Annotated in this window: 5 protein-coding genes and 1 CRISPR repeat array; of the genes, 2 read left to right on the top strand and 3 right to left on the bottom strand. The window is 38.8% G+C overall.

Annotation, left to right across the window (positions count from 1 at the left end; genetic code table 11):
- Positions 1-506 precede the first annotated feature (506 nt).
- Together QZT26_RS12705 and QZT26_RS12700 are read left to right on the top strand one after the other, a co-directional pair.
- Positions 507-3,398, top strand: a complete 2,892-nt coding sequence (locus QZT26_RS12705; RefSeq protein ID WP_295102602.1) for a PA14 domain-containing protein — start codon at positions 507-509, stop codon at positions 3,396-3,398.
- Between the two features lie 156 nt (positions 3,399-3,554).
- The gene (locus QZT26_RS12700) at positions 3,555-5,549 is read left to right on the top strand and encodes a flippase activity-associated protein Agl23 (RefSeq protein WP_295102599.1); all 1,995 of its coding nucleotides are present in this window, start codon (positions 3,555-3,557) and stop codon (positions 5,547-5,549) included.
- A 141-nt stretch (positions 5,550-5,690) separates the two neighbouring features.
- On the opposite strand, the gene QZT26_RS12695 is transcribed toward QZT26_RS12700, so the two are convergent.
- The 3 genes from QZT26_RS12695 to QZT26_RS12685 form a co-directional block, all read right to left on the bottom strand.
- A complete protein-coding gene (locus QZT26_RS12695; protein ID WP_157820322.1) occupies positions 5,691-6,425 on the bottom strand; it encodes a dolichyl-phosphate beta-glucosyltransferase in 735 nt (244 codons plus the stop codon).
- Positions 6,426-6,591: 166 nt separating this feature from the next.
- Positions 6,592-7,794: a type II secretion system F family protein gene (locus QZT26_RS12690; protein WP_169704503.1), complete on the bottom strand. Its 1,203-nt coding sequence runs from the start codon at positions 7,792-7,794 to the stop codon at positions 6,592-6,594.
- Between the two features lie 165 nt (positions 7,795-7,959).
- A complete protein-coding gene (locus tag QZT26_RS12685; protein ID WP_295102596.1) occupies positions 7,960-8,589 on the bottom strand; it encodes a hypothetical protein in 630 nt (209 codons plus the stop codon).
- Between the two features lie 461 nt (positions 8,590-9,050).
- Positions 9,051-13,251: direct repeats of the CRISPR family, unit length 29 nt; unit sequence GTTTCAATTCCTTATAGGTGCAATGAGAC.
- Positions 13,252-13,613 lie beyond the last annotated feature (362 nt).

Below are 13,613 nucleotides of genomic sequence, written 5' to 3'. Positions count from 1 at the left end.
TATCAGCAAACAGGCGAGAAACCGGAGTTTCTCGAACAAATGCATTCCCAAACTGGAGTTTGGGAACGAGCCGTGTATCGTTTACGCTGAATAGTTACAATTTTTTTGCATTTTTTGGCAAAATAATTAATGGTAAAATCCGAAGCACGAAATCCGAAATCCGAAACAAATTCTAATGACAAAATGATTTGAAATTCTAAACAAGTGCATCTTTCGTATCTCGCGTTTCATGTTTCATATTGTTGCCTGCCTGTGCGTGATCGCACGCAGAGGGATGTTTTGGATTTGTTTTGGATTTTATGCTTTGTTATTCGAATTTGTTTCGTATTTCGTATTTCGTATTTTTTATTTCCTGCTTGTTTGGTTCCGGCTATGCCAGCTTATGCTTAACTTGTTAGCGTCTTTTGCGGCAATGCCTCTTTCTGGAAAACACCGTAGTTCTCCCCTTTAAAAATTTATTGCTTAATCTGAATTTCTATTGTATGTTAACCTGTTTCTACTTTTGATTGAATAGTAAATTAAGTAATTATCCTTCTTCCCTACACGACCTTATGATACTTGCCGTTATCTTTATAATTGTCTCCGTCATAACGGGTTTTCTGGTTACCTACTTTCTGGCAGCAAAATATTCCCTTTTTGAAAGGGGCGCATATGGAATTGCCATAGGGTTAGGTTTGCAAACATGGCTCGTCTATCTATTCTCTTTAATCTGGAAGCTGCAATTTATATGTATCTATTTTTCCATAGCACTATCATTGTTATTTTGCATCTTATTTTTCATAATAAACCGTAGCGATATAAAACTAAAAATACTCTATGAAGCAACGGACATTAAAAAAGATTTTCTACTGAATAAAACGTCATATTTTGCACATATTGCCGTTTTTGCCTTTTTTACCGTGATCTTCTGCCGTCTGTTTTACCGCACCATTATATGGAAAGAAACCGGCATATATGTAGGTTTATCTAATAATTACGGCGACCTGCCTTTACACCTTGCGTACATTACCTCCTTTGCGTGGGGGGATAACGTTCCGCCTCTCGATCCGGCTTTTGCAGGCAAAAAGCTAACTTACCCCATTTTGTCCGATTTCTTATCGGCTATTTTCCTCAAATCAGGCCTAAATTTCAGAAATATATTATTTATCCCAGGTTTTCTATTAACCATTTCCTTTTACGGCATTCTTTACTATTTTACATATCGCATAACGAAAAAAAGACTCGCCGCAACCCTTTCCACTTTTATTTTCTTTTTATCCGGCGGATTTGGTTTCTACTATTTCTTTCAGGACCTTGCGAACACCTCTGGCAGCATATGGGAATTTCTCTCTAATTTACCGCAAAATTACACAAAAATCCCCCCATTAAATTATCACTGGATTACCCCGTTGACCTGTCTCAATGTACCCCAGCGGTCTTTCCTTTTCGGATTTCCATTTACTATGCTCATTTTTTTATTCCTCTACACCGGTATACAAAAGAAGCAATGGAAGGAGTTCTTATTTGCAGGTGTCGTTGCCGGGGCATTGCCGTTTTTCCACACCCATAGTTTTCTTGCCATGTTGATGGTAACAATACCATTAGGAATAATTTACTGGGACTGGCGAAAATGGTTTTTATTCTTTTTTCCGGCTTTTATACTCTCACTTCCGCAGGTATGGTATTTTTCCAGTCATGTCGACAGTGAACGTTTCTTTAAATTTCAATTCGGATGGATGGCGGGGGATGAAAATTTCCTGTGGTTCTGGATCAAAAACACGAGCCTATTCTGGTTTTTTGTAATCGGCGGGGGCGTCCTCTTCTTTTTAAAACAAAACACTACTGCTTTAAGCCGTTTAAAATATTTTCCGCTCACATTTCTGATACTTTTTTTAATACCAAACATCCTCCTATTTGCCCCGTGGGCATGGGACAATATAAAAATGCTTATTTACTGGTACCTTGGTGTTACCCCTTTGGCGGCGCTAGCATTGACGTATCTCTATGAAAACAAACGTTTGAAGATCCTTTCAAGAACCGTTTTTTTCCTTTCCGCGTTTTCCCTCATTGCCGCCGGTTTTATCGATGTTTTTAAATTTGCCATAGCCCCTATAAATGGCTGGAAGGAATTCAGCACGGAAGAAATAGAACTTGCCAAACAGATTGTCAATGAAACTCCTGCCGACGCAATTTTTCTCAACGCAACGGTGCATAACCACCCGGTATTTTTAACTGGACGAAAGTCCTTTATGGGGTTTCCGGGCCATGTTTGGAGTCATGGACACAGCGGTGGCAGGGAACGGGAAGTCGATATTAATGCAATGTTGAGAGGAAAACCCAATGCCATTTCACTTATTAACAAATACAAAGCCGATTATGCGATTATTGGTCATCATGAAAAAAGAAAATATGCAAACAAGGATTTTTTCAAAAAGAATTATACCTGTATTATCAATACACGAAGCTATCAGGTATTCGATCTTAACAAGAAAATCACCCCTGATCTTACTTCTGATATAATAGTCAAAAAAAACGGTTTGTCGGTGCGATATTATGACAACGAAGATTGGAGAGGCGCCCCTGTTTTTGAAGAAATCACTGCTGATATCAATTTCAACTGGGCAAACGATGATGATAAATTTGTGCCAAGCCCCTTTAGCATTGCATACGAAGGATACATTATCATCAAAAATGCCGGTCAATATACCTTTACATTGGCATCGGACGACGGTTCATGGCTTTATATAAATGAAAATCTCCTTATTGACAATGGTGGCGTCCATAGGGTGCAGTCAAAATCAGAAACTATTACACTGAAAAAAGGCGTCCACAAAATGGTCATAAAATATTTTGATAAAGGAGGCGGAGCGGTTTTAAAACTTACATGGAAACCTCTCTCCAGGGGGAGGGAATCCGTTATCCCCGCACGGGCTTTACTTCCCCAAAAGCCTTTGAACACCCTAAAAAACCGGCAAAATGGGCTGTCAGTTAAATACTATGATACTATAGAGTGGCACGACGAACCCATTTACGAAGACATTGACACTGAAATTGAATTTGATTGGCCGAATAATAGTGCAAAGTTTTTTAACAGTCCATTTGGTATTATCTGGGAAGGGTTTATTAATATCGATACTGCTGATACTTATACATTCGTGTTATCCTCAGATGACGGCTCATGGCTTTACATTAACAATGCATTGATAATTGACAACGGCGGTTCCCATATGGTACGGGAAAAATCCGGCTCTGTTTTTCTCGAAAAAGGCAAACACAAAATTAAGATTAAGTATTTCGATGAAAAAGGCGGAGCGGTGTTCAGACTGTTGTGGAAGAATTCTGACGGCAGTGTGGTAAAAATACCTGTAGAAAGATTTTCAGTTCATGAAAATGAATCATCCGAAGCGAACGAAATGTAACAATTGTTTATAAATTAGCTGATGGCTGATGGCTGATGGCTCATGGCTCATAGCTCATGGCAGCAATCAGCCATCAGCTATCGGCTATCGGCTATCGGCTATCAGCTATCAGCTATAATTTAGTAGATCGTTTCTTTAAATTACTGTAAAACATCCATGAAAAAACAAAACATACCATTAATCATTGCTTTTTTTGTGCCTGTCTTTATCGCATCGCTCTTCCGTTTTTGGGATTTGGATATTCGTCCGCTACATTCCGACGAAGGAGTGAATAGTTTTTTCCTGCGGAATCTGTTTGAGAGGAATCAATATCGTTACGACCCGGCAAACTATCATGGCCCTTTCCTCTATTATATTGGGCTGATCCCTTTTTATGTATTAGGCCAAACAGATTTCTCGTTCCGGCTTATGCCGGTTTTATTTGGGATTATGGTTGTGGCCTCACTTTATCCTTTACGAAAAAGAATGGGGAACATTGGCCTGCTCACTGCCGGGTTACTCATCGCCATCTCCCCCTCTAATTCTTTTTTCTCGAGAGATACTATCCACGAAACATATTTTATATTTTTTACGCTGACAACTGTTGTCTCATTCTTTCTCTATTCGGAAACAGGAAAATCCAGATATATCTATTTCGCCGCATCGAGCATCGCTTTTATCATTACCATAAAAGAAACCTACATAATCACATTTGCCGTATTTATCATATCATTAGTCTGCGCATATGGTTATGAAGTATTGCTTTTTCACCGAGGTACGAGAATCAAATGTATAAAACATATTTTTAGTGTTTTTGCGAATACCTGCATACAAAAATGGCGCGTAATCTGCATCTGCATCGGCCTGTTTCTGTTCATTAATTTTTTATTTTATTCATCGTTTTTCACTCACTACGACGCCGTAAAAGGCATTTTGACTACGTTAAAGATATGGACAAAAACCGGTACTCATTCGGCAGGCGGCCATACAAAGCCATTCTTTTATTATTTTAAATTACTCTATAAATTTGAGCTTCCCATGCTGGTTATGGGAATTGCCGGGGTGTACTATTCATTCAGATACAGAAACAGATTCGCCGTTTTTACCTCCGTATGGGCGGTACTTATCTATGTCATTTACTCATGCATACCATACAAAACTCCCTGGTTGATCATAAATCTTACCCTTCCGATTGCAATCTTATCCGGCATTTTTATAAATGGATTATTTAAAATTATCACACGCAAATGGCATTACGCAATTTTCTTCGCGCTATACACCGGTGTTTTTTGTTTCTTCTGCTATCAATCTATCATGCTAAACTTTGTAAATTATGATGATGAGCGATACGAGCTTGTGTATGTTCAGACAAAAAGAGATGTTTATAATTTAATAGACCGGTTAGAAACGCTTTCAGGCATATGCGGGAAGGACATGGAGATAAACATCGTTTCAAAGGATTACTGGCCGCTACCCTGGTATCTCAGGGAGTACAAACACGCAAATTTCTGGGGAAAAGTGATAGATAATCCCAACGCACCCGTTATTTTAGCGGATAAAAAGGGAGAGAGTGATTTAAAGGGAAAACTAAAGGGAAATTACAAAAACGAACGGTTTGTTTTACGTCCGGGCGTATGGATCACCGCCTACATACAACAAGGATTGTATGATAGTGCCTTTGCTCATGAAACCGGGAGAGAAACATCTACGCGATTGCCTTTGAACGTCTCCGCAGAGGAGCTTGATCCGGGATTAAAGGCTCTGTACTACTATAACATTGAATGCATTGGAAAACCTTTTTCCTCGTCCATTGAAAAAGACTCTATTTCTTTCACGTATAATGATGAGACCAAAAAACCCTACCGGTCTCCTTTTGGAATAGCATGGGAAGGCTATCTGCATATTCAAAAAAGCGGGGTTTATCAATTTGCCACAAGGTCAGACGACGGGTCTTTTGTCTACCTTGATGAAAACCTTGTGGTAGATAATGGAGAGCCGCATGCAGTGCGGTATATTTCGGGAACGACGTTCCTCGAAGAAGGGTATCATGCTATCAGGATTCAATATTTTGATATTGGAGGCGGGGCCATTATGGCGTTATTATGGAAACCGCCTGGCGGGCAAGAAACGTTGATTCCAGGCGATATATTCTTTCACAAAAAACCGGATTAGCGTAACACTTTGTATTTTTAAAAAATTTCAATAATCGCAAGGTAGGGACGAAGCATTTGCCGTAAATTGTCATAAAGGCGTTCACGCCCAAACGGGCAAATGCTTCGCCTCTACCTTTTCAAAAATACAAAGTGTTGCAGACTAGCCGTAATAGCCTTTCAAATCATTTATTTTTATCACTATAATATCCTTAAGCATTTGCAATGAATGCCTTACAGGACTTACCTTGCTTAGCGTGGAATTCCGCCATTTGATCGGTATTTCTTTCATCTTAAAATGAAATTTGTTGGAAAGATAGAGCGCCTCAACATCAAATGCAAACCCGGTTATTCTGCACTTTTCAAAGACCTTTCTCACTGCGTCTCTTTTAAACCCCTTAAATCCGCATTGCGTATCTACCACCCCCCCCATTAATAGCCACCGGATAATACAATTAAAGATTTTGCCCATCTTTTCCCTGTACCATGGCTGATGTATTATTATATCCGCTCCAAAAATGCTTCTCGACCCGATAATCACATCATAGCCTTCTGTTTTAAGATAGGGCAAACATTTATCAATCTCTTCTATTGGCGTAGAGAGATCGGCATCGGTAAAAAAAACATACTCGCCATTTGCCGCCAGCATACCCCTTTTTACAGAATAACCTTTACCCTTGTTTTTCTTATTTTTCAAAAGGATTATGCCACTCTTGTTTGCATGTGAAAATTCGTTTATCTTTTTTATGGTATTATCAACAGAACCATCATCCACCACAATAAGTTCAGAATGATACTCCTGTTTAGAAAGGAAGGCACAAACACTTTCCAGGGTAGGTAAGATTCTATCCTCTTCATTATAAGCGGGGATTATTATCGACAGGAAGCATTCTTTCATTATAACCATTCACAGAGAGGGTTAAGAGACTTGGAATTTTTTATTATACCGTAGCACTTGGCAGTCGGCAGATTGCAGATTACAGATTGTGGACCGGGAAGTACAGTATTCCACATTAATAAAGGGAGCAAGGGAGTTGTTTACCGCAACTTATTGAGAAGGTACCTTAGAACTTCATATCATTTACACTAAGAATTGCGGTAAGCATAGAGATAACAATAACACCAATGACTGCCCCCATGAGCAATATAAGCACAGGCTCCACCATCGTCACGAGACGTTTCATCCGGCCTTCTACATCCGCATCAAAATTGTCCGCAACCTTAAGAAGCATCCGGTCCAGTTTCCCTGTTTCTTCACCTACCTTGAGCAAATGGATTGCAATTTCCGGCAGAAAACCTCTCTCCGCAAGTGAAACGGTAATACCTGCGCCTTCTTTTACATTTGTCTTAACACCGACGAGTATCTCAGAAAGATGCTTATTTGACAAAACATCTTTGACAATATCTAAAGACTTCAGCAACGGAACACCGTTTTCTAACAATGTACCCATCGTTCTCGCGAACCTGGATATCTGCATTTTCCATAACAGATTTCCCATGAGAGGCAATTTCAATTTTTTCTGATCTATTTTGGCAGCAGTAGTATTATCCTTCATCGCCCTTTTATATATGAAAAATAACGCCATAATCATCGCAATAAAAATCCAGCCATATTTTATACCATATTGGCTCATTCCCATAAGTACCATTGTTGAGAATGGCAGTGAAATGCCCATCCCTTCGAAGATTTGAGAAAATTTAGGGATAACATAAACAATGAGAGCCCCAATCGACAAGAGACCTGTACTGCTTAACAACAAAGGGTAAATCATTGCCGAGATAATTTCACCTTTTGTTTTCTGCAATTTTTCCTGAAAATCACCCAATCTTTTCAAAACCTGCGGCAAGACGCCCCCTTCTTCTCCCGCACGCACCATGCTGATGTAAATACTGGAAAATAATTTTTCATGATTTTTGAGCGCCTCTGTGAATGACTTTCCCGACTTAATCCCATTCAACAAATCTTCAATAACACTCTTCATTGCATTTTTTCCCTGTCCCGACAACAAAATAGACAGGCTTTTATCAATTGGAATGCCGCCTTCAAGCAGCGTTGCCAATTCCTGCGTAAACGGTAAAACAGCCTTTTTACTTACCCGTTTAAAAAATAATTCAAATTTTTTTCCCTTGTTTATCTGATGTATATTTAAAATAATATGCCCTGACTTACGGAGGTCGCTTATTAAGCTTGTTTTGTTTTCGGCCTCTTTTTCGCCTTCTACTATATTGCTGGAGCTGGTTAATAATTTATATCTGAATGTACTCATCACTATTTATTTTCATAACAATTTAGTTTTTTTAAAAAGTAGGGGCGAAACATTTGCCAGTTTAGGTATGAACGCATTTATGACAATTTATAACAAATGCTTCGCCCCTACACTATGCAGCAAGCATCTCTATTATTGGAATTTTTCAAAAAACTAAATTTTTATTTATTTTCTAATGTTTGCCCTCATGACAACAACATGCTCCTGTCCATACCAATCGAGCTTAATCCTGTCTTTCTCAATATTCTTTACCTTGTAGTCAACAATCGACTCCCCTTCTTCTATAAAAATATAAGCACTTTTATTTTTTTCACGATCAGGATTGAGTATCAGTGCCTTTTTCACATCACCGAGTATTAAAATACCAAACAGCTTAATCGGTTTTGGGTTGCCTTTTGGTTTTTGTTCTTCAACTTTCGGTATGGGTTCTTCTTTTTTAGGCAAGGGATCTCTCTTTGCGATTGCGGTTTTGATTTTTTTTTCTGAGGGCCTCCAATCACTGCGGTCCTGAGAAAATGGATTATTCGACAATAGCGTTTCATAATCATCAATCGTTTTTTTATCCTTGTCGAGAAACGTCAGTTGTTTTTTATTGTCGGGAGCCTTTTCAATAAAATCACTCCTTTTTATCGTATCCTCAGGAGGTTTATATACCAAAAGCACACTTATGCCAACCATGCCTAAAAAGCTGACAAGCAATATGAGGTTTATTACCGGTAAATAATTCTTCCAGCGCCTCAGCTTTTCAGTAAGGATTTTGGCAATTATTTGTAAATAGTGCGTATTTATTTTCAAGGTTTTTAATGTGTCTTAAGATTTTTTAAATACTTACGAAACATCTTTATTCTAACAGCGCATTCAGGCTTTTCAAGGCATTCTCGTTTTTGCCTCTTTTGATAATTCAGTTTCGCTTTGTTTGTGATGAACTTTTGGTTTGAAACGAAAATAAAACAATACCATATGCATAATACACAATTTTGCATTTTACCGCACCATACCCTTCAACAAAAAGGGGGAAAAAATGTTGGCAACGGCTATAAATGGTATTATTAAAACACAGGACAGGAACTCTGGCGCACTACAGCCGTTGCCATTATTACGTTTATAGACATAGCGGCACCGTCAAGTTGAGAAAATAGACATCTTAAACAACTGGTTCAATGAGACGCGACATTAGTTTTTTCCCTTATTCTTGACATCCATGTTTCAATAATGAGACGGGAATATTTCTCGTTTAGATTACTGTATTGATGTTAGTTTCAATTCCTTATAGGTGCAATGAGACAAGCGTCGATGAACAATTTAGAATTGCCCGTGATAGGTTTCAATTCCTTATAGGTGCAATGAGACTTTGCGGCTCGGTATCAGAACACAATGTGTATGTGGTTTCAATTCCTTATAGGTGCAATGAGACATTTCTGGGAAACAAGATTTAGAATGGTTTTTAAAGTTTCAATTCCTTATAGGTGCAATGAGACGCAAAGAGACTCAGGCTCTAAGCCGGCTTATTTTTCGTTTCAATTCCTTATAGGTGCAATGAGACGGAGTTTAAGCGCGACCGACACATCAACTTTTTGATCGTTTCAATTCCTTATAGGTGCAATGAGACGTCGAAATTGTCCCCATGTCAAGGGCGTTGATACCGACGTTTCAATTCCTTATAGGTGCAATGAGACGGGGATATATGAATCTTCTAAAACTTGCTTTGCAAGGTTTCAATTCCTTATAGGTGCAATGAGACGATTGTCCGGTAATTATATCTCAAAAAGATAGTTATTGGGTGGTTTCAATTCCTTATAGGTGCAATGAGACGTAATAGTCCCCATTTCTCTTAGTCAATTCTTCAATGTTTCAATTCCTTATAGGTGCAATGAGACGGGAATCCCCAGTAACTCATAATTGCCTCTTTCCTCCGTTTCAATTCCTTATAGGTGCAATGAGACCCTTATAATGTTATCCCCCTTATAATCTTATATCCCGTTTCAATTCCTTATAGGTGCAATGAGACTTGAAGGTGGGTTGAAAACAAGGATTTCAGAGAAATAGTTTCAATTCCTTATAGGTGCAATGAGACGTAACTCCTGGCGGTAATTCGCCGGTAGCTTTTATGTGTTTCAATTCCTTATAGGTGCAATGAGACCGCTTGCGCTGAAATGCGCGCAGTCGGTTTGTGCACGTTTCAATTCCTTATAGGTGCAATGAGACTTTCACGGCTTCGTACACTTCCACTTCGTCATGCTTGTTTCAATTCCTTATAGGTGCAATGAGACGCAAAAGGCAGAGAGGAAGGATTAGGGGAAGGCAAAGTTTCAATTCCTTATAGGTGCAATGAGACATTAGACCTTGTGATTGGCAATGCGATTTATGATTGTTTCAATTCCTTATAGGTGCAATGAGACAAGCCTAATCCTTCGCCTTGTATAAGCGTAACTCCGTTTCAATTCCTTATAGGTGCAATGAGACGTGACACAAAATGTAAACTGAGAGAACCATGTATACGTTTCAATTCCTTATAGGTGCAATGAGACCTGCTTCGTTCCCTGTTTTATATAATATCCTCATGCGTTTCAATTCCTTATAGGTGCAATGAGACCATGTGTTAACTGTCTAAGATAATCGATATTAAAAAGTTTCAATTCCTTATAGGTGCAATGAGACTCCACAACACCATCCGCAACGCCTATATAATCACCAAGTTTCAATTCCTTATAGGTGCAATGAGACTTTAATAATTGCATTGTTTACCCTCAATAAATTTGCAGTTTCAATTCCTTATAGGTGCAATGAGACGATGAACATTTCGTAAGTATGGATGAAATTAAAAGGGGTTTCAATTCCTTATAGGTGCAATGAGACTTGAAACAGATTTTATTAAATTGCCTGTAGCAAGTACGTTTCAATTCCTTATAGGTGCAATGAGACGATGAACATTTCGTAAGTATGGATGAAATTAAAAGGGGTTTCAATTCCTTATAGGTGCAATGAGACCGGTAATACGGGGGCTATTTTTACTTATAGACCGTTTCAATTCCTTATAGGTGCAATGAGACATCAGTATAACTAGCAGCATCACCGCCACCAGACAAGTTTCAATTCCTTATAGGTGCAATGAGACATCCCGTTAGCCGGAGGCAGTAAGGAGGTGGACGAAGTTTCAATTCCTTATAGGTGCAATGAGACTTAATTAATTTTTGTATGGCATTTCTTTGGTCGATAGTTTCAATTCCTTATAGGTGCAATGAGACGTATGCCCGGCAGTTTTTGTTAATCCTAAATTATTCGTTTCAATTCCTTATAGGTGCAATGAGACCCGATATGCGTGCAATGCTTCGCACATGGTACAGTAAGTTTCAATTCCTTATAGGTGCAATGAGACTGTTCGATCCCAACTGCTCCTGCTACATCCTTGATCTGTTTCAATTCCTTATAGGTGCAATGAGACACAGAATCGCTTTTTGTTTCAGATGGCGAGAAGTTTGTTTCAATTCCTTATAGGTGCAATGAGACCCGAGACCAAAGTTGCCATTACTGTCCCATCTGCGTTTCAATTCCTTATAGGTGCAATGAGACTGTTGCCTTTGGCTCGCCTTTTTCGTTTAGTTCTGTGTTTCAATTCCTTATAGGTGCAATGAGACGTGATGGCTTTCACGCCGAAAACAGCCTCTTTGATTTGTTTCAATTCCTTATAGGTGCAATGAGACCAAATCCTCCGTTCATGTACCCCCAAAACAAAATAAGTTTCAATTCCTTATAGGTGCAATGAGACCAGTAATAAGAGAAATCGCCGATTATGCCAACATACGTTTCAATTCCTTATAGGTGCAATGAGACGCAAAGGGCGTTGTGGCTTATAAATATTCTTTTATGTTTCAATTCCTTATAGGTGCAATGAGACTCGCGTACCTCCTCACATGATCGCGGAATTAACAGTTTCAATTCCTTATAGGTGCAATGAGACGATGCAGTCCGTGAAGTTATACTCGGTTTAATCCGGTTTCAATTCCTTATAGGTGCAATGAGACCATGATGAATCCTGAATTGGGAACCCCAAAAGTTGATGTTTCAATTCCTTATAGGTGCAATGAGACATTTATAACCACGAAAGCCCCGGCCTGTACTTGCCACGTTTCAATTCCTTATAGGTGCAATGAGACTACGCACGATATAGCGCGGAGGCATGGTATTAATATACGTTTCAATTCCTTATAGGTGCAATGAGACAAGGTACTAACCCTGATACGCTGGTACTAAGGTACTAGTTTCAATTCCTTATAGGTGCAATGAGACCCCCAAAACAATTAAAATAATGAAGGGAATAAAAAGGTTTCAATTCCTTATAGGTGCAATGAGACGTGCCTTTGTGCCTTTGTGCCTTTGTGCCTTATCCCGTTTCAATTCCTTATAGGTGCAATGAGACCCTTTTCTATATTCAAAAAGCTTTATTGCTTCTTCGGTTTCAATTCCTTATAGGTGCAATGAGACGACAAATATCCAGTCAGAAACCCCACGGCTAAAGCCGTTTCAATTCCTTATAGGTGCAATGAGACAAGCTGGAGCGATGGTACTATGGAGCGATGGTACTAGTTTCAATTCCTTATAGGTGCAATGAGACGGAATTTGCTCAATCTGTGTATAAATCGTCAAAGCCGTTTCAATTCCTTATAGGTGCAATGAGACATGTTATTGCAACCATGCAAGACGCAGTACAGAATTGTTTCAATTCCTTATAGGTGCAATGAGACCCTGATGTCCTGGTGTCCTTGTCCTTTAGTCTCTTTTAGTTTCAATTCCTTATAGGTGCAATGAGACTCTTCAGGATTTGAAATAAACAAAGGGTTAGAAGATGTTTCAATTCCTTATAGGTGCAATGAGACAGTACGGAGAAACAAACTATCTATCGTTTTTCGTTTGTTTCAATTCCTTATAGGTGCAATGAGACGGCACGATTGCGCTCTGGCATAGGCACAAAGGCATGTTTCAATTCCTTATAGGTGCAATGAGACTATCGGAGAAAAGCCTACTCAAAACGATATTGACAGGTTTCAATTCCTTATAGGTGCAATGAGACTTAAAGAAGTGTGGGAAGGGCATAAGGCACTGGCACGTTTCAATTCCTTATAGGTGCAATGAGACATGCCACCAACTTCTTCTTTATCACATAATAAAACTGTTTCAATTCCTTATAGGTGCAATGAGACATTTATAACCCTGTGTAAAGAAGTTGCTGAAACTATGTTTCAATTCCTTATAGGTGCAATGAGACTAAAAAAAGAATTCCATATAGCAAATTCCAAGTTGGTTTCAATTCCTTATAGGTGCAATGAGACAAAATAACATGAAAATGGAAATTAAAGTTAATGAAAGTTTCAATTCCTTATAGGTGCAATGAGACGCTGTTAACCGATAGATACAGGTTCGAGTCCTGTCAGTTTCAATTCCTTATAGGTGCAATGAGACCAGTTTTGTGGGTACAAATAATACAGAGACTTATGACTTTTTTTCGTATGAAAAATGGCCATTTTGCTCGTCTACCTCTCATTATGTAAAAAACCCGGCAGGTCGACATGTAGTACTTAAACTGTCATCTCATGACGGGATAACCTTCATTTCAATGTATCTAAATAGACCTGCAGAGACGTACGAACAGGTATTTACCCTAAGGTCGACAGGTTTTTTTATAATATTTAGCCATCCTAGCGCGGCCTTTGGCCGCAACCAAAAAGGTGATTTTTAGTTTATTATAAAGTATAGTAGTATCCTCGTAAATAGTAATCAGACAATTTGGAGGACACTACTTATGAATAAGTTGATGGAATTAT

Source organism: uncultured Candidatus Kuenenia sp. (assembly GCF_900696675.1).
GTDB lineage: Bacteria > Planctomycetota > Brocadiia > Brocadiales > Brocadiaceae > Kuenenia > Kuenenia stuttgartiensis_A.
Note: the sequence above shows the minus strand (reverse complement) of the source record. Positions and strands in the feature narration are given on the sequence as shown.

Excerpts from the sequence above, each read along its gene's own strand:
- QZT26_RS12700 (WP_295102599.1), top strand. The coding sequence starts at position 3,555 with ATGAAAAAACAAAACATACCATTAATCATTGCTTTTTTTGTGCCTGTC.
- QZT26_RS12695 (WP_157820322.1), bottom strand. The coding sequence starts at position 6,425 with ATGAAAGAATGCTTCCTGTCGATAATAATCCCCGCTTATAATGAAGAG.
- QZT26_RS12690 (WP_169704503.1), bottom strand. The coding sequence starts at position 7,794 with ATGAGTACATTCAGATATAAATTATTAACCAGCTCCAGCAATATAGTA.